Here is a 15827-nt window from a genome sequence, read left to right on the forward strand (position 1 = left end):
CCCCCACTTTGGTCCGTAGACATCATGCGGTATTAGCAGTCGTTTCCAACTGTTGTCCCCCACCATAAGGCATATTCCCAAGCATTACTCACCCGTCCGCCGCTCGTCAGCAAAGTAGCAAGCTACTCTCTGTTACCGCTCGACTTGCATGTGTTAGGCCTGCCGCCAGCGTTCAATCTGAGCCATGATCAAACTCTTCAATTAAAAGTTTTTTCTGTCCCGAAGGACATGCTCAATGAATTCTGAATTTTGATATCTTTCGATATCGAATTGACTGTGCTGAAACAAGTAAACTTGTTTCCGTTGGTCACTCAGTTCAATTGAGACTCTAAATTTGTTTGCGTCATCTAGCGAACTAGAATCTGCTGTTAGAACTCAATCTGTACGAGTGCCCACACAGATGATTGCTTTATATTGTTAAAGAACGTTTTGAGATACTTTTGCGTCTCAAGGGCTGTGCATTCTACGCAAGCCGTTATTTTTGTCAACACTTAATTTTGAGAAAAGTTTAATTTTTCAAAACTCAGTTTTACTTGACTCAATCTACTCGTCGTTTTGCTTGTTTGCAAGCAGTCCGCCGTGTCGATGGATGCGCATTATAGGGAGATCCGAATTGAGATCAACTGTTTTTTGAAGTTTTTATGAAAAAAATGACTGTTCGAGCAAAATACGAACGAAACGGGCAAAAAGCACACTAAATAGGGTCGTATTATAGCTATTTGGCCAATGAAGTTTATAAACACGCTTGTTTTTAACTTGTATAAGAGAAGATGTAACTACTAACGAGCACTATATTGATCTTTATATGTGATCTTAGTTGCTAGTTGCTAGTTGCTAGTTGCTTCAAGACTGTATAGTAAAGATATGGGGTTGGTAGAAGTATTTTAGTAATAATGAATTTCAGAAAGTAAAAAGCCGAGCATAAGCTCGGCTTTTTGGTGTCTTTACGACTTACTCTGCAGACTGCGCGTCTTCTTGAACTTCTTCGTTTGTCGCTGGGCGACCAACTAGTTCAATATAAGCCATTGGTGCATTATCACCAGCACGGAAGCCACACTTAAGAATACGAGTGTAACCACCAGGACGGTCTGTATTACGTGGACCGATTTCGCTGAATAATTTACCAACTACTTCATTATCACGCGTGCGAGCAAACGCTAAACGGCGGTTTGCTACACTGTCAGTCTTAGCCAGTGTGATTAAAGGTTCAATTACACGGCGCAACTCTTTAGCTTTAGGCAAAGTTGTTTTGATGATTTCATGTTTCACCAAAGAACCAGCCATGTTGCTGAACATCGCTTTGCGATGGCTGCTGTTACGGTTTAATTGACGACCACTCTTACGATGGCGCATGACCCTATCCTTCTAACTAAACTAATATAGTGATTTAGATTATTCAGCTAGGCTTGCAGGTGGCCAGTTTTCTAGGCGCATACCTAGAGATAGACCACGTGAAGCTAGCACGTCTTTAATTTCAGTTAGAGACTTCTTACCTAAGTTAGGCGTTTTAAGAAGCTCAACTTCAGTGCGCTGAACTAAATCACCGATATATTGAATTTGCTCGGCTTTCAAACAGTTTGCTGAACGTACTGTTAGTTCAAGATCATCAACTGGACGAAGTAGAATAGGATCGAATTCTGGCTTCTCTTCTTTCTCTTCTGGCTCAGTTACATCACGTAAATCTACGAATGCATCTAATTGCTCAGCTAAGATAGTAGACGCACGGCGGATCGCTTCTTCAGGATCTAAAGTGCCGTTTGTTTCCATATCAATGATTAACTTGTCTAAGTCTGTACGTTGCTCAACACGGGCTGATTCAACCGAGTACGCAATACGTTCAACTGGGCTGAATGATGCATCAAGCAGCAGACGACCAATTGGACGCTCATCGTCATCAGAGGATAAACGACTAGATGCCGGCACATAACCGCGACCGCGCTCAACACGAATACGCATGCTGATCTCGCTGCTATCTGTCGTAAGGTGACAGATAACGTGATCTGGGTTGGCGATAGTTACATCACCATCGTGCTGAATATCAGCCGCAGTCACAGGGCCTACACCAGATTTAGTCAGGGTCAGAAAAACTTCATCTTTGCCTTCTAAAGTTACTGCTAGACCTTTAAGGTTTAACAGAATTTCAATGATGTCTTCTTGTACGCCCTCTTTCGCGCTGTACTCATGCAATACACCGTCGATTTCAACTTCAGTTACTGCACATCCAGGCATAGATGATAACAGTATACGGCGTAAGGCATTACCCAAAGTGTGACCGAAGCCACGCTCTAATGGTTCTAAAACTACTTTAGAACGCGTTGGGTTGATAGCGTCGATATCGACTAACCTTGGTTTTAGGAATTCGGTAACAGAACCCTGCATTTTATCCTCTCTTAACTCTTAACTTTACTTAGAGTAAAGTTCGACGATTAGTTGTTCGTTAATGTCCGCAGACAGATCTGAACGCTCAGGTAGGCGCTTGAAGCTACCTTCCATTTTCTTACCGTCAACTTCAACCCAAGTCGGCTTTTCACGTTGCTCAGCCAACTCTAGAGCAGCGATGATACGTGCTTGTGTTTTAGACTTCTCACGAATCACAACAGTATCTTCTGGTGAGATTACGTATGAAGGAATGTTCACAACACGACCATTAACTAAGATCGCTTTGTGGCTAACTAACTGACGTGCTTCAGCACGTGTGCTAGCAAAACCCATGCGATATACAACATTGTCTAAACGTTGCTCTAAAAGCTGTAACAAGTTTTCACCTGTATTACCTTTAAGGCGAGCAGCTTCTTTGTAGTAGTTACGGAATTGCTTTTCTAATACACCGTAGATACGACGTACTTTTTGCTTTTCACGTAGCTGTAAACCGTAATCAGATAAGCGACCTTTACGAGCGCCGTGCTGACCAGGTGCAGTCTCAAGTTTACACTTAGAGTCGATAGCTCTTACGCCGCTCTTAAGGAACAGGTCAGTACCTTCACGACGACTCAGCTTGAGCTTAGGGCCCAAATATCTTGCCATGTTATTTCTCCTAACCTATTGTTAAACGCGACGTTTCTTCGGTGGACGACAACCATTATGAGGGATTGGCGTCACGTCAGTGATGTTGGTGATACGGTAACCAGCAGCATTCAAAGCACGTACAGCAGATTCACGACCTGGACCTGGACCTTTAATGAAAACTTCTAGATTTTTTAAACCGTATTCTTGAGCAGCAGTACCTGCGCGCTCTGCAGCAACCTGAGCAGCGAATGGAGTAGATTTACGTGAACCACGGAAACCTGAACCACCTGCTGTAGCCCATGATAGTGCATTACCTTGACGGTCGGTAATTGTTACAATAGTGTTGTTGAAAGAAGCATGAACATGAGCCATACCATCAGCAACTTGCTTTTTAACCTTCTTACGACGAATTGGTGCTTTAGCCATAATCTACCCCACCTTATTTCTTGATAGGCTTGCGAGGACCCTTACGAGTACGCGCGTTAGTCTTAGTACGTTGACCACGAAGTGGTAACGAACGACGGTGACGTAGGCCACGGAAACAACCAAGGTCCATAAGGCGCTTGATATTTAATGTAACTTCACGACGAAGGTCACCTTCTACAGTGTACTTGCCAACTGCTTCACGCAATACGTCAAGTGTTTCGTCTGAAAGTTCACCGATTTTTGTGGTCTCGGCGATACCAGTCGCTGCTAAGATAGCCTTAGAGCGAGTCTTACCTATGCCATAAATAGCAGTTAAACCGATAACTGCATGTTTATGATCAGGGACGTTAATGCCAGCGATACGGGCCACTAACACATCTCCTATATTTGAATTTGGTTATCATCTGTTTGAAAAGCCCGTAAGGATACTCAAACGAAGACCAAATCACAACTAAAAACACAGGCCGAGTAAATAACTCAGCCTGCACGACTGTTTAATTAGCCTTGCCTTTGCTTGTGCTTAGGCTCACTGCAAATTACGCGTACTACACCAGCACGTTTAATAACTTTACAGTTACGGCATATTTTCTTAACGGAAGCACGTACTTTCATTGCTCAACTCCGTAAAATGACCTTATCGGCCGTAGCCTTTAAGGTTTGCTTTTTTCAGCACAGAATCATACTGATGTGACATCAGATGCGTCTGTACTTGTGCCATAAAGTCCATGATTACAACAACGATAATCAAAATTGATGTACCGCCGAAATAGAATGGCGTTTGCCATGCCATAGTCATGAATTCGGGCACCAGACAGATAAAGGTTATATACAAAGCACCTGCCAATGTCAGGCGTGTCATCACTTTATCAATGTATTTAGATGTCTGCTCACCTGGACGAATACCTGGGATAAATGCGCCAGATTTTTTCAGGTTATCTGCTGTTTCACGCGGGTTAAATACCAACGCGGTGTAGAAAAAGCAGAAGAAGATAATAGCCGCAGCTAAAACCATCGCATATAAAGGTTGACCTGGAGTCAACGTTGTTGCGATTGCTTGTAGCACATCAGCGACCGGACCTTCACCCTGGCCGAACCAGCTTGCAATTGTACCAGGGAACAGAATTATACTGCTAGCAAAGATTGGTGGAATAACACCCGCCATATTTACTTTCAACGGTAAGTGCGTGCTTTGAGCAGCAAATACCTGACGACCTTGTTGACGCTTCGCATAGTTTACAACGATACGACGTTGTCCACGTTCGAAGAATACAACTAGGTAAGTAACAGCGAATACGATTACAGCAATCAATAACAGTACAAGTACATTCAGATCACCTTGGCGCGCCATTTCGGCTGTCGAACCAATAGCAGACGGCAGGTTAGCTACGATACCAACAAAAATCAGAACCGAAATACCGTTACCGATACCACGTTCTGTAATTTGTTCGCCCAACCACATAAGGAACATAGTACCTGTTACTAAACTCACTACAGCAGTGAAGTAGAAACCGATACCTGGGTTAACAACTAACCCGTCCATCATGCCCGGTAAGCTTGTAGCAATACCGATAGATTGGATAGTAGCAAGCACAAGCGTGCCGTAGCGTGTATACTGGCTGATTTTCTTACGCCCTTGCTCACCTTCTTTCTTAAGCTCTATAAACGGCGGATACATATGCGTTAATAGTTGCGTAATAATCGAAGCCGAGATATACGGCATAATACCCAGTGCCAACACTGAGGCTCGCTCAAGCGCACCACCGCTGAACATGTTAAACATTTCAACAATGGTGCCCTTTTGTTGCTCGAAGAAATCGGCAAGTACAGCGGCGTCAATCCCAGGGATCGGCACGAATGAACCTAGACGGTAAATAATGATAGCACCTAGTACGAATAGTAATCGACGCTTCAATTCCGAAAGCCCACTTTGTGCACTTTTCATATCTTGACCTGGTTTAGCCATTAGTACTTCCTTAGTCTTCTACCTTGCCTCCGGCAGCTTCGATAGCTTCGCGAGCACCTTTAGTCACTTTAAGACCTTTAACGGTTACTGCGCGTGAAACTTCGCCAGATTTTACTACTTTAACGAACTGGATGTTCTTTTTAACTAGACCAGCTGCTTGTAACGCGTTTACGTCTACTACATCGCCATCAACTTTAGCGATTTCAAAAAGGTTAACTTCAGTAGATACTAATGATTTACGTGAAGTGAAACCAAATTTAGGTAGACGACGTTGCATAGGCATTTGACCGCCTTCGAAACCAACGCGAACTTTACCGCCAGAACGTGATTTTTGGCCTTTATGACCACGGCCACCAGTCTTACCAAGACCAGAACCAATACCACGACCTAGACGTTTCTTTTCTGTTTTTGCACCAGCAGCAGGTGAAAGTGTATTCAAACGCATCGAATTAACCCTCAACCTTTACCATGTAAGAAACTTGGTTAATCATACCACGCACACATGCTGTGTCTTCTAACTCAACAGTGTGATTGATACGACGTAGACCAAGACCACGTAATGTAGCTTTATGCTTCGGTAAACGACCGATAGAGCTCTTTACTTGTGTTACTTTTACAGTTTTATTAGCCATGGTTTACCCCGTGATTTCGTCAACGCTAAGACCACGTTTAGCTGCGATTGACTCTGGAGAGTTCATGTTCTCTAGAGCAGCAATCGTTGCACGAACGATGTTGATCGGGTTAGTTGAACCGTATGCTTTTGACAATACGTTCTGTACACCAGTTACTTCTAGTACTGCACGCATCGCACCACCGGCGATGATACCTGTACCTTCAGAAGCAGGCTGCATGTATACTTTAGAACCCGCGTGGCGACCCTTGATTGGGTGCTGTAGCGTGTTACCGTTAAGGTCTACACTGATCATGTTGCGACGTGCTTTTTCCATTGCTTTTTGAATTGCAGCTGGAACTTCACGTGCTTTACCATAACCAAAACCTACTTTACCTGCGCCGTCACCAACTACAGTTAGTGCAGTGAAGCTAAAGATACGACCACCTTTAACCACTTTAGACACACGGTTTACCGCGATTAGCTTTTCAGCCAAATCAGGCTGTTGTTGCTTTGCTTCTACGTTAGCCATTGTCTACTCCTAGAATTGCAGACCGGCTTCACGCGCTGCATCAGCAAGCGCCTTCACACGGCCGTGATATTTAAAGCCACTGCGATCAAAAGCAATCTTTTCGATGCCTTTGTCAGCTGCACGTTCAGCAACCGCTTTACCAACTGCTTGAGCAGCCGCAACGTTACCTGTGCCTTTAACTGTTTCGCTAATTGCTTTTTCAACAGTAGAAGCAGCAGCCAGTACAGTACCCTCAGCAGTAACTACTTGAGCGTAAATGTGACGTGGCGTGCGGTGGATAACAAGACGCGTTGTGCCTTGTTCAATATAATTTCTACGAGTGCGTTTAGCACGACGTAGACGAGCTGTTTTTTTATCCATCGTCTTACCTTACTTCTTCTTAGCCTCTTTACGGCGTACATTCTCGTCCGCGTAACGAACACCTTTACCTTTATAAGGCTCAGGTTTACGGTATGCACGGATGTTAGCAGCTGTTTGACCAACTAACTGCTTGTCTACGCCCTTAACTAGAACTTCTGTTTGGCTTGGTGTTTCAATCGTAATACCTTCTGGTACTTCGAAATTAACTGGGTGTGAGAAACCAAGAGTTAAGTCTAATACTTTGCCCTTAGCTGCTGCACGGTAACCAACACCTACTAACTGAAGTTTCTTCTCGTAACCTTCATGCGTACCAACAACCATGTTGTTGATTAGAGCGCGAGCAGTACCTGCTTGTGCCCATGCATTAGCTACGCCTTCACGAGGTAAAGTTGTAATAACGTTGTCGTTAACTTGAACTTCAACAGCGTCGTTGATAGTACGAGTTAATTCACCGTTTTTGCCTTTAACTGTGATGTCCTGGCCTTTTAATGTAACTTCTACACCGGCAGGAACATTGATTGGTGCCTTTGCTATGCGAGACATAGTTCCCCTCCGATTAAGCTACAAAGCCAATGATCTCACCACCAACGCCGGCACTACGTGCTGCGCGGTCTGTCATTAGGCCTTTAGAAGTTGATACGATAGCGATACCAAGACCACCCATTACCTTTGGTAATTCGTCACGTTTCTTATAGATACGTAGACCAGGGCGGCTAACACGCTGGATATTTTCAATAACAGCTTTGCCTTCGAAATATTTTAATTCGATAGAAAGCTCAGGCTTCGCTTCACCGCTTACAGCGTAATCTGCGATATAACCTTCATCTTTTAATACTTTAGCTACTGCTACTTTCAGTTTTGAAGTTGGCATCGTTACTGATACTTTCTTCGCTGACTGACCGTTACGGATACGTGTAAACAAATCCGCAATAGGATCTTGCAAGCTCATAGTCTTACTCCCGTGATACTATTACCAGCTAGCCTTTTTAAGGCCAGGAATTTCACCGCGCATAGCTGCTTCGCGAACTTTAATACGGCTCATGCCGAATTTGCGAAGGTAACCATGTGGGCGGCCCGTAACGTTACAACGATTACGTTGACGTGAAGGGCTAGAATCACGTGGTAAAGCTTGTAGCTTTAATACCGCGTCCCAACGATCATCGTCAGATGTATTAACATCACTGATGATAGCTTTTAGTGCCGCACGCTTTTCAGCATACTGAGCAACTAATTTAGTGCGCTTTGCTTCGCGCGCTTTCATAGAATTCTTTGCCATAACCCTACCCTTATTTCTTGAATGGGAAGTTAAACGCTTCTAACAACGCACGGCCTTCATCATCTGTTTTCGCAGAAGTAGTGATAGTGATATCAAGACCACGTACACGGTCTACTTTATCATAATCGATTTCTGGGAAGATGATTTGCTCACGTACGCCCATGCTGTAGTTACCACGTCCATCAAAAGACTTAGCACTTACACCACGGAAGTCACGAATACGTGGGATAGCGATTGAAACCAAACGCTCAAAAAAGTCCCACATACGCTCGCCACGTAGGGTTACTTTACAACCAATTGGGTAACCTTCACGCACTTTGAAGCCTGCAACTGATTTGCGTGCTTTAGTGATTAGAGGTTTCTGACCAGAGATTGCTTCTAGATCCGCAACAGCGTTATCTAGGATCTTCTTGTCAGCTAGAGCTTCGCCCACACCCATATTTAATGTGATCTTTTCGATCTGAGGGACTTGCATGACAGAGCTGAAACCAAACTTCTCTTGAAGCTCAGCAACTACTTTGTCTTTATATACTTCATGCAGTTTCGCCATCATTCTACTCCAACTATTAGATAGTTTTACCAGTAGATTTAAAGATACGTAATTTCTTACCATCTTCAATCTTGAAACCTACACGATCTGCTTTACCCGTTTCCGAGTTGTAGATCGCAACGTTTGATACGTCGATAGACGCTTCTTTCTCAACAATACCGCCAGCTTGGTTCAACTGAGGAACAGGCTTTTGGTGCTTCTTGATTAAGTTGATGCCTTCGACAAATACTCGACCAGATTCAGCAACAACTGAAAGCACTTTACCGCGCTTACCTTTGTCTTTGCCTGCTAGTACGATTACTTCGTCATCACGACGGATTTTTGCTGCCATGATAGACTCCTTATAGTACTTCTGGTGCTAGTGAAACGATTTTCATGAACTTTTCAGTACGAAGTTCACGAGTCACAGGGCCGAAGATACGAGTACCAATTGGCTGTAAGTTATCGTTTAAGATAACAGCCGCATTGCTATCGAAACGGATCAAAGAACCGTCCGGACGACGAACGCCTTTTTTAGTACGCACAACTACCGCGTTTTTAACATCACCTTTCTTCACTTTACCGCGAGGAATTGCTTCTTTTACAGAAACTTTGATGATATCGCCAACCGCTGCATAGCGACGGTGCGAACCGCCAAGGACTTTAATACACTGCACTTTGCGAGCGCCGCTGTTATCAGCAACGTCCAGCTGAGTTTGCATTTGGATCATGTTAATGACCTCCGGTGTAGAAATTACAACACGCCTTAATTTTGTTTAAAATCAAGACATTTCGGTTAAATTCCACTCAAAAAACAAGCAAGTTGTCTCTTAAGGGCGGGCAATTGTAGCAGCAATGGCAAGGAAGTGGTAGGTTATTTTTTAATTAATTTGGAATTAATCGCAATGCCTGCATTGAGGAATTACAGCAGCTTGCTGGTTTGTTATTGATTATAAAACAAACAGGGCGCAAATGCGCCCTGTTTTTGACTTTAATTAAATTTTTATTAATTACCAAATAGACCTTTTAATTTGTCTTTAATTTTATCTTTGGCTTTTTCTTTCACTTCTTCTTTAGCCGCATCACTTACATCGAGCTTATAGCCAACATCATGGAATGGACCTTTGATACGCAGTGGAATTTTAAACCCTGTACTGTCATCGGTCGTGCCTTGCCCTTCGATTGAATCAACAATACCTGTTACTAAACGGTAATCAACTGTCGTCATTGGTAAATCAACCTTACCTGAGCCAGTAATACGAATAAGCGGGCTAAGTAGTGACAAGTCTTTATTTTCACCAACACCGTTAGTGAATACAAAGCTACCCTGCAATGCCGAGAAATCTGTTTGCTGTGAGTTATCAAAGCCAGTATCTAAACCTTCTGATACCGCACTTAAGTTACCTTTAATGAGCTCTTTGGCTTTACGAACCATTTCTGCAATGTTGGCACCTTTCACTGCGCCATCAGCAAACTCAAAGGCTAACTTACCATTCAAGGCATTGATGAAGCTCTTTTGACTTTGGCCTGTGGTCGTTAGATCCCAGTTTAGAGAGCCTTTACCCATCAACTTATCGAAACCGGCCGCATCAGTCAGTAATGGCTGTGCATCAATTTTATCTAAAGAAAAGTTAGTACTAATTTTATAAGGTGTTTGCTTGGCATTGACCGTGATTACACCTTTACCATTACCCTCGTAAGCAACAAACTTATCTAGACTGATTTTAGCCACGGCATTTTTTAGGCTCACTGTTAACTGGTTTTCACTAAGGGTAATATCATTTGCTTTTAAGCCACTTGAACGCACGACTACATTTGCATCTAGTGCGTTTAAGCCGCTCATATCAATTGCAGTATCATCCCAAACAATTGGCTGTGCAGGCGCATCTGCTGCAGGCTCTGCTTGTTCTTCTTTAGCTACGCCCTCTGGTAGGTAAGGGTTTAAATCAAGCATTCCTAAATCAATATCGGCATTCACAGCTAAACGGTCACCAAGCTTAATATCGCTTTTACCTTTAATTTGTAGCTCATCTAACGTGGCAAGTAGCTCAGTGAGTTTAAACTGCTGCCCTTTTAGATGCATTGAACCTTTTATATTAAAGGCATTAAACGCATTTTCTTTTGCATTAAGCTCAACACCTTGCCAGCTTGCAATGTTTTTAACTGAATCACCGCTAACAGAAAGAAGCCCTTGCACGTCATTGCCCATTTCTGCAATTGCACCTTTAAAGTTCAAATCGACTAGGCGAGAATCAAGCTCTGTGCTGACATTAAAGGTTTCGCCTTCAATCGCTTTTACTGGTGTATCTAGCGTGACATCTAAGTTAAAGCGCTCACCCATATAAGTAATACCGCCTTTTAACTCGAGAGTCTTACGAAGAGAAGGTAATAAGATGGCTAATTCTAAATCACTTATCTGTTGTTTGGCCCCGGTTTTACCATCTAGGTAAGTGAAAGTGCCGCCATAGATTGCTACTTCACCAAGTTCGATATCAAAGTTATCTGGTAAGTTAACAGCGCCAGAACTTTTTTGCTGCTCTGTCTGTGGTTGCTCAGCAACGGCATCAAATAACTGCCAGTTTGCTTTACCATTTTTATCGGTTTCTAATAAAATCGTTGGTTCGTTAATAACAAACTTATCTAGCTTAAACTCACCGCCAAATAGCGACATCCACGGGATACGGATAGCAAGTTGCTGCATGCTTGCCATATCTTTTTGCGAGCCAGTTTGCATATTGGCAAAGTGTACATCATTCAGTTCGAGCTTTAATGATGGAAATACCGACAGCTTTTTATCGCCATTAATTGTCAGACTACGACCTGTGGTTTGTTCTACTTGCTCCGATACTTTATTAAATATCGCGTCTGTAGGTATGAGGAATGGTGCTGCGACTACCAATACAATTAGTAATACGAAAATGACACCAACGATTTTCAGTAAGGTTTTCATAATCATCCTTAAAAATGGGCAAACAATGTTCTTATCATAGCGGGAGTTAGGCGCAATTGCATTGCCCAACACACAAAAAGGTTTGTAAACAAGCTTAGGTACAAGAATATGAATCAGCGCTGAAACTATTTGATACCTATAGGTTACAAAAAGTTCTTGACCAAATGATACCTTAGGGTTACATTGATACCTGTAGGTTACATTTGAGTTGAAAATAAAAGGAAACGATTATGTCTAAGCAAGATATCAAAACGGAAGAAAAGTTTATGAGTCATAACGCATGGTTTTCAATATTCATGGGAGTCACGTTATTAATTATTAGTGTTTACCCAATGCTCAAGCAAACATCAGTTCCTTTACTGTTTATTGGTGGTGCCGCATTTATTGGTTCATTCTTTATGTTTGTGATTCGAGGTGGATTTACATGGAAACTTGGCTATCGTCTTACGTATAAGGATGAATTTTTAAATACGATTGATACCATCGCTTATAAACATGTTGTCCTTGGATTACTTTTTAGCATGGGGGCTATTTTTTTATTGTCTGATGAACTTGCTTTAAATGTATCTCATAGCATGATGGCCACATTTTACCTTGCCTTGATGTGTTTAATATATGGTGTATCAATTATTTGGCAAAGTAGAGACTAGGTGTAAAAGTGCAAAATAATATCGCTAAATTCCGTAAAGATAAGAGGTTATCGCAGCAAGAACTTGCTGATGCCATTGCAGTATCACGTAAAACTATTAGCACAGTTGAAACAGGCCGCTTTATACCCTCAGTGATTATTGCGTTAAAAATTGCTGCTCACTTTGAAGTGGCCGTTGAGCAATTATTTACACTCGATGACAACGATTAATCTAAAAATCAGTGGCAATCTTACTTATAAATTATCAGTAAGATTGCATCATTTCATTACTTCGGTATGATGCACGACCCTGTTGTTTTTGCACCCTGTGTACTAAAATTAAACAACCCAACTTGGTCAAAACTGGAGTATCGATTAAGCATGAAGAAACTGCTTATTTCACCGTCAAAAATGGCGCTTGGCGAGCAAGAAAGTCAAATTTATCAAAACATCCTCAAGCAAGCCTCTGATATCAGCTTAAACCTAATGGCAGTTAAAGTAGAAAATCATCCTGAAGACTTTTTAGGTTGGTGCTATGAGCTATTAAGTGCAAGCCGCGATCGCATTAATTACGATCTATTAGAAGATAAGCAACTTCCTACGCTAAAAAAACTTCATGACTTATTAATTTCTGCAATCAGCTTTTTGCAGTTAAAAACCTTAAGGGTTGCGCCATGGCCGGTTATCGCAGGCTTCATCGAGCAGCATAAAGAGCTAATAGCACTTGATGAGCAACTACGCTTAGCTAATTACATTGCTGCAATTAAATCGCAATCACTGAAAGAGATGATCCCAGAAGACCGTTTAGCGTTTTCAGGTAAACACAGTGCCTCACTTGACCCAAGCAGCTATAACTTCGACGTTGAATGGTTTGCTTCTACCAAGAACGCAAAAGGTTTCCACCAAATGTTGAGTGATTTACCTGGTGCGTTCGATGAGGCTCTTGCACACATTCCACTTGAGGGCGAGGTAACTCAAGAACATTATCAACACTTTATGATTGCCTACTTCATGGCATTTAATGGCAGCGATGAAAAACCAACGCTTGCTCCTGCTACTCGCTTACTTGCGATGCGCCGACCTGACGTGTTTACACCAATCGTAAATAGTAAACTTGATGCCCTTTGTGCGGCATTAGGCATTACAAAGCTAAATAACCGCGATTTTGAGCGCTACTGGCAAGATATAGTCGAAGCAATTCATAGTATGCCTTGGTTCAAAATGGCCAGCGCAGCAAACGAGCTTGAGCAATCTTTAGTTGAAATCAAAGCCCTATTACCGAGCTTCTTCTATTATGCAGATAAGAGCACCGCAGATAACTCTAATTATATTAAGTTGTTAAACAAACCTAAGAGTACAACGAGCTCAGCAGGTAAAAAGACGGTACGCCGTGGCAAAGAATCAGCTGAGATACTGGTAGACCGTGCATTAGCAAGTGACGATATCCCTGAACATATCAAGGCTAAACGTGACTCTATCATCAGCGAAGTTGAAAAAGGTCGTAGCGTTGAAGAGACTATTAGCTTAATGCGCGCAATTTTTGGCTAAGTCACTCTCAAACAAGAAAAACCTGGTTGCTTCGCAATTGTGCAACCAGGTTATTTTTTGCACCACGCAAGTGCGCATGAATAATTCAAAGAAAACTAATTTTTAAAAAATAGTAAGCTTAATAGGCTGTTTTTAAAGTAGTTAAGCATAAAATATCCCTTCCAAAAGTAACTTGGCACAACCAGTGCTACATCGTATCCAGACAACACATAATTATGTCCGCAAACAATAATCAGGCTGCAACCTGAACTAGGGCAAAATCAACATAACAACAGGATACAGAAACATGCTAAAACTAAAAAAAACGTTCGCAGCAAGCGCAATTGCGCTATTAACGTTAAGCTCTACATATACTTATGCTGAAGTAACAGCTAATGCAGCAGCGACTTCTAACTACTTGTGGCGTGGCCAAGAACAAACAGGCGGCGATGCAGCTATCCAAGGCGGCATCGATTACGCTAATGAATCAGGCTTTTATGCAGGTACTTGGGTATCGAATGCAAGCTGGGCTGAAGACATGACTTACGAGTTAGATCTTTATGCTGGTTTTGGCGGTGACATTAATGAAACCGTTAGCTATGACGTTGGTTATATATATTATGCGTATCCAGATGCAGCATCATCTGCTGATGCTGATTTTTCAGAAATCTACGGTAGTATCAGCATGGGCAGCTTCACCTTTGGTGCAGCAATATTAGCAACATCAGCAGCAAGCGGTGACGGTACAGATTTTGGTGATTCACTTTATTTAAATGCTGACTACAGCTTCCCAGTAGGAAGTACTGGCGCAGAAATGGCTCTTCATGTTGGCCATTACTCTGGTGATTTCATCGGTGATGATGACATCATCGACTACGGTGTTTCAGTATCTAAAGATGGCTTTACATTTGGTCTTGCCGACAACGATATTGATGGTTCAGATGTAAAAGTGTACGTCGCTTACGCGGTTGACTTCACTTTATAAAGAATGTGTTACTTGCTGCAACACGAAGGGCCGTAAGGCCCTTTTCTCGTTTTGGACTTTACGTTTTAAGGCACACTATGACCGGTTGAGCCTTGCCAAATGCGATACCATTGTTCACGATTCATAGTAAGCTGCTTAGCTTCAACAGCTGATTTAACACGCTCAATATTACCCGTACCGAGTACCACAGACGGTGCACTCGGGTGCATTAACAGCCAAGCATAAACAACCTGATCAATGGCAGTAGCACCAATTTCAGCACCAACCTGCTCTAACACTGCACGTAAACGTACCGCTTTTTCATCATCACTTGAGAATAAACGACCCCCTGCTAATGGTGACCAAAGCATAGGTTTGATATCAAGCAATTGGCATTGGTCTAAGCTACCATCGTCAAGCGCTTTCATTTCGTAAGGTGAAAACTCAATTTGATTAGTCACAAGCTCAAAGTCTAAACGCGACTGCAACAAGCTAAGTTGCGATGGCGTAAAGTTAGACACACCAAAATCAATCACATCACCATTTGCTTTTAGGGTATTAAATGCTTCTGCCATTTCATCGGCATTCATCAAGTAATCAGGACGATGAATAAGTAATACATCTAAACGATCAGTATTGAAGTTTTTAAGTGACTGCTGTGCTGAGGCAATAATATGCGCGGCACTTGAGTCATAATGATTTGCTTTGCCTTGCAACCCTAGGCTTGCAAAGGCAGGCTTGATACCACACTTGGTGATTATTTTGATTTCATCACGAATGCTTGGTTTTAGTTTAAGTGCTTTGCCAAATTCAGCTTCACAACCGTATTCACCGTAAATGTCAGCATGATCGGTATGTGAAACCCCCATATCGATTGCATTTTCTAAAAAGCTTAAGCATTGCTGTGGCGTTATCTGCCAATCTAACAAACGCCAAAACCCCAATACCAACTCATCAATACAACGTACATTACAATTCGCCATAACGACCTACTTTTCCTAATAAACTCGACTCAAATTAACCGCTTAACCTTATCACAGATTTACTAATCACATC

Annotated in this window: 23 protein-coding genes and 1 rRNA gene; 4 read left to right on the top strand and 20 right to left on the bottom strand. The window is 42.3% G+C overall.

Features of this window, described 5'->3' with window-relative positions; all coding sequences use genetic code 11:
* The 19 genes from NH454_RS14025 to NH454_RS14115 all read right to left on the bottom strand — a co-directional run.
* Nucleotides 1-204, bottom strand: a 16S ribosomal RNA gene (locus NH454_RS14025); the annotation flags it as partial.
* Between the two features lie 747 nt (nucleotides 205-951).
* Nucleotides 952-1353 (bottom strand): 50S ribosomal protein L17, encoded by a 402-nt coding sequence (gene rplQ, locus NH454_RS14030; RefSeq protein WP_004589197.1) that lies wholly within the window; start codon nucleotides 1351-1353, stop codon nucleotides 952-954.
* A 39-nt stretch (nucleotides 1354-1392) separates the two neighbouring features.
* Nucleotides 1393-2379 (bottom strand): DNA-directed RNA polymerase subunit alpha, encoded by a 987-nt coding sequence (gene rpoA / locus NH454_RS14035; RefSeq protein WP_004589198.1) that lies wholly within the window; start codon nucleotides 2377-2379, stop codon nucleotides 1393-1395.
* 24 nt (nucleotides 2380-2403) lie between these two features.
* The gene (rpsD, locus tag NH454_RS14040; RefSeq protein WP_135922848.1) at nucleotides 2404-3024 is read right to left on the bottom strand and encodes a 30S ribosomal protein S4; all 621 of its coding nucleotides are present in this window, start codon (nucleotides 3022-3024) and stop codon (nucleotides 2404-2406) included.
* A gap of 21 nt (nucleotides 3025-3045) precedes the next feature.
* Nucleotides 3046-3432 (bottom strand): 30S ribosomal protein S11, encoded by a 387-nt coding sequence (gene rpsK / locus NH454_RS14045; RefSeq protein ID WP_036974009.1) that lies wholly within the window; start codon nucleotides 3430-3432, stop codon nucleotides 3046-3048.
* Between the two features lie 13 nt (nucleotides 3433-3445).
* Entirely contained in the window at nucleotides 3446-3802 is a 357-nt protein-coding gene (rpsM, locus tag NH454_RS14050) for a 30S ribosomal protein S13 (RefSeq protein ID WP_036974011.1), read from the bottom strand.
* A 128-nt stretch (nucleotides 3803-3930) separates the two neighbouring features.
* Nucleotides 3931-4044, bottom strand: a complete 114-nt coding sequence (gene rpmJ / locus NH454_RS14055) for a 50S ribosomal protein L36 (RefSeq protein ID WP_002959476.1) — start codon at nucleotides 4042-4044, stop codon at nucleotides 3931-3933.
* 22 nt (nucleotides 4045-4066) lie between these two features.
* Nucleotides 4067-5395 carry a preprotein translocase subunit SecY gene (gene secY / locus NH454_RS14060; RefSeq protein ID WP_036974013.1) on the bottom strand — a complete coding sequence of 443 codons (1329 nt, stop codon included), beginning with the start codon at nucleotides 5393-5395 and terminating at the stop codon, nucleotides 4067-4069.
* A gap of 10 nt (nucleotides 5396-5405) precedes the next feature.
* Nucleotides 5406-5840 carry a 50S ribosomal protein L15 gene (gene rplO, locus NH454_RS14065; protein ID WP_135922849.1) on the bottom strand — a complete coding sequence of 145 codons (435 nt, stop codon included), beginning with the start codon at nucleotides 5838-5840 and terminating at the stop codon, nucleotides 5406-5408.
* 4 nt (nucleotides 5841-5844) lie between these two features.
* Nucleotides 5845-6027, bottom strand: a complete 183-nt coding sequence (gene rpmD / locus NH454_RS14070; protein WP_016710201.1) for a 50S ribosomal protein L30 — start codon at nucleotides 6025-6027, stop codon at nucleotides 5845-5847.
* A 3-nt stretch (nucleotides 6028-6030) separates the two neighbouring features.
* On the bottom strand, nucleotides 6031-6537 hold the full coding sequence (gene rpsE, locus NH454_RS14075) for a 30S ribosomal protein S5 (RefSeq protein ID WP_036974018.1): 507 nt from the start codon (nucleotides 6535-6537) through the stop codon (nucleotides 6031-6033).
* 9 nt (nucleotides 6538-6546) lie between these two features.
* A complete protein-coding gene (gene rplR / locus NH454_RS14080) occupies nucleotides 6547-6897 on the bottom strand; it encodes a 50S ribosomal protein L18 (protein WP_036974021.1) in 351 nt (116 codons plus the stop codon).
* Nucleotides 6898-6906: 9 nt separating this feature from the next.
* Nucleotides 6907-7440, bottom strand: coding sequence for a 50S ribosomal protein L6 (gene rplF / locus NH454_RS14085; protein ID WP_054554387.1), 534 nt, complete (start codon nucleotides 7438-7440; stop codon nucleotides 6907-6909).
* 13 nt (nucleotides 7441-7453) lie between these two features.
* Entirely contained in the window at nucleotides 7454-7846 is a 393-nt protein-coding gene (gene rpsH, locus NH454_RS14090; RefSeq protein ID WP_063702326.1) for a 30S ribosomal protein S8, read from the bottom strand.
* Nucleotides 7847-7867: 21 nt separating this feature from the next.
* The gene (gene rpsN, locus NH454_RS14095) at nucleotides 7868-8173 is read right to left on the bottom strand and encodes a 30S ribosomal protein S14 (RefSeq protein ID WP_135922850.1); all 306 of its coding nucleotides are present in this window, start codon (nucleotides 8171-8173) and stop codon (nucleotides 7868-7870) included.
* Between the two features lie 10 nt (nucleotides 8174-8183).
* The gene (gene rplE / locus NH454_RS14100; protein ID WP_058586187.1) at nucleotides 8184-8723 is read right to left on the bottom strand and encodes a 50S ribosomal protein L5; all 540 of its coding nucleotides are present in this window, start codon (nucleotides 8721-8723) and stop codon (nucleotides 8184-8186) included.
* A gap of 16 nt (nucleotides 8724-8739) precedes the next feature.
* Nucleotides 8740-9054: a 50S ribosomal protein L24 gene (gene rplX / locus NH454_RS14105; protein WP_054554391.1), complete on the bottom strand. Its 315-nt coding sequence runs from the start codon at nucleotides 9052-9054 to the stop codon at nucleotides 8740-8742.
* A gap of 10 nt (nucleotides 9055-9064) precedes the next feature.
* Nucleotides 9065-9433: a 50S ribosomal protein L14 gene (rplN, locus tag NH454_RS14110; RefSeq protein ID WP_010378257.1), complete on the bottom strand. Its 369-nt coding sequence runs from the start codon at nucleotides 9431-9433 to the stop codon at nucleotides 9065-9067.
* A gap of 275 nt (nucleotides 9434-9708) precedes the next feature.
* Nucleotides 9709-11652: an AsmA family protein gene (locus NH454_RS14115; protein ID WP_253039394.1), complete on the bottom strand. Its 1944-nt coding sequence runs from the start codon at nucleotides 11650-11652 to the stop codon at nucleotides 9709-9711.
* A gap of 230 nt (nucleotides 11653-11882) precedes the next feature.
* Between NH454_RS14115 and NH454_RS14120 the strand changes: the two genes are divergently transcribed.
* From NH454_RS14120 to NH454_RS14135, 4 genes are all read left to right on the top strand, one after another.
* Entirely contained in the window at nucleotides 11883-12302 is a 420-nt protein-coding gene (locus NH454_RS14120) for a hypothetical protein (protein WP_138558499.1), read from the top strand.
* 8 nt (nucleotides 12303-12310) lie between these two features.
* The gene (locus NH454_RS14125; protein ID WP_253039395.1) at nucleotides 12311-12511 is read left to right on the top strand and encodes a helix-turn-helix transcriptional regulator; all 201 of its coding nucleotides are present in this window, start codon (nucleotides 12311-12313) and stop codon (nucleotides 12509-12511) included.
* Between the two features lie 150 nt (nucleotides 12512-12661).
* Nucleotides 12662-13828 carry a hypothetical protein gene (locus NH454_RS14130; protein WP_235382562.1) on the top strand — a complete coding sequence of 389 codons (1167 nt, stop codon included), beginning with the start codon at nucleotides 12662-12664 and terminating at the stop codon, nucleotides 13826-13828.
* A gap of 286 nt (nucleotides 13829-14114) precedes the next feature.
* Nucleotides 14115-14792 carry a TorF family putative porin gene (locus NH454_RS14135; protein WP_135922855.1) on the top strand — a complete coding sequence of 226 codons (678 nt, stop codon included), beginning with the start codon at nucleotides 14115-14117 and terminating at the stop codon, nucleotides 14790-14792.
* A 65-nt stretch (nucleotides 14793-14857) separates the two neighbouring features.
* On the opposite strand, the gene NH454_RS14140 is transcribed toward NH454_RS14135, so the two are convergent.
* Nucleotides 14858-15754: an aldo/keto reductase gene (locus NH454_RS14140; protein WP_138558497.1), complete on the bottom strand. Its 897-nt coding sequence runs from the start codon at nucleotides 15752-15754 to the stop codon at nucleotides 14858-14860.
* Nucleotides 15755-15827: the final 73 nt, after the last annotated feature.

The sequence above is a fragment of the Pseudoalteromonas sp. Ps84H-4 genome, assembly GCF_024124645.1.
Lineage (GTDB): Bacteria > Pseudomonadota > Gammaproteobacteria > Enterobacterales > Alteromonadaceae > Pseudoalteromonas > Pseudoalteromonas lipolytica_C.

Bases quoted from the DNA above. Each gene is read 5' to 3' on its own strand.
- rplQ (WP_004589197.1), bottom strand. From the start codon at position 1,353: ATGCGCCATCGTAAGAGTGGTCGTCAATTAAACCGTAACAGCAGCCAT.
- rpoA (WP_004589198.1), bottom strand. From the start codon at position 2,379: ATGCAGGGTTCTGTTACCGAATTCCTAAAACCAAGGTTAGTCGATATC.
- rpsD (WP_135922848.1), bottom strand. From the start codon at position 3,024: ATGGCAAGATATTTGGGCCCTAAGCTCAAGCTGAGTCGTCGTGAAGGT.
- rpsK (WP_036974009.1), bottom strand. From the start codon at position 3,432: ATGGCTAAAGCACCAATTCGTCGTAAGAAGGTTAAAAAGCAAGTTGCT.
- rpmJ (WP_002959476.1), bottom strand. From the start codon at position 4,044: ATGAAAGTACGTGCTTCCGTTAAGAAAATATGCCGTAACTGTAAAGTT.
- secY (WP_036974013.1), bottom strand. From the start codon at position 5,395: ATGGCTAAACCAGGTCAAGATATGAAAAGTGCACAAAGTGGGCTTTCG.
- rplO (WP_135922849.1), bottom strand. From the start codon at position 5,840: ATGCGTTTGAATACACTTTCACCTGCTGCTGGTGCAAAAACAGAAAAG.
- rpmD (WP_016710201.1), bottom strand. From the start codon at position 6,027: ATGGCTAATAAAACTGTAAAAGTAACACAAGTAAAGAGCTCTATCGGT.
- rpsE (WP_036974018.1), bottom strand. From the start codon at position 6,537: ATGGCTAACGTAGAAGCAAAGCAACAACAGCCTGATTTGGCTGAAAAG.
- rplR (WP_036974021.1), bottom strand. From the start codon at position 6,897: ATGGATAAAAAAACAGCTCGTCTACGTCGTGCTAAACGCACTCGTAGA.
- rplF (WP_054554387.1), bottom strand. From the start codon at position 7,440: ATGTCTCGCATAGCAAAGGCACCAATCAATGTTCCTGCCGGTGTAGAA.
- rpsH (WP_063702326.1), bottom strand. From the start codon at position 7,846: ATGAGCTTGCAAGATCCTATTGCGGATTTGTTTACACGTATCCGTAAC.
- rpsN (WP_135922850.1), bottom strand. From the start codon at position 8,173: ATGGCAAAGAATTCTATGAAAGCGCGCGAAGCAAAGCGCACTAAATTA.
- rplE (WP_058586187.1), bottom strand. From the start codon at position 8,723: ATGGCGAAACTGCATGAAGTATATAAAGACAAAGTAGTTGCTGAGCTT.
- rplX (WP_054554391.1), bottom strand. From the start codon at position 9,054: ATGGCAGCAAAAATCCGTCGTGATGACGAAGTAATCGTACTAGCAGGC.
- rplN (WP_010378257.1), bottom strand. From the start codon at position 9,433: ATGATCCAAATGCAAACTCAGCTGGACGTTGCTGATAACAGCGGCGCT.
- NH454_RS14115 (WP_253039394.1), bottom strand. From the start codon at position 11,652: ATGAAAACCTTACTGAAAATCGTTGGTGTCATTTTCGTATTACTAATT.
- NH454_RS14120 (WP_138558499.1), top strand. From the start codon at position 11,883: ATGTCTAAGCAAGATATCAAAACGGAAGAAAAGTTTATGAGTCATAAC.
- NH454_RS14130 (WP_235382562.1), top strand. From the start codon at position 12,662: ATGAAGAAACTGCTTATTTCACCGTCAAAAATGGCGCTTGGCGAGCAA.
- NH454_RS14135 (WP_135922855.1), top strand. From the start codon at position 14,115: ATGCTAAAACTAAAAAAAACGTTCGCAGCAAGCGCAATTGCGCTATTA.
- NH454_RS14140 (WP_138558497.1), bottom strand. From the start codon at position 15,754: ATGGCGAATTGTAATGTACGTTGTATTGATGAGTTGGTATTGGGGTTT.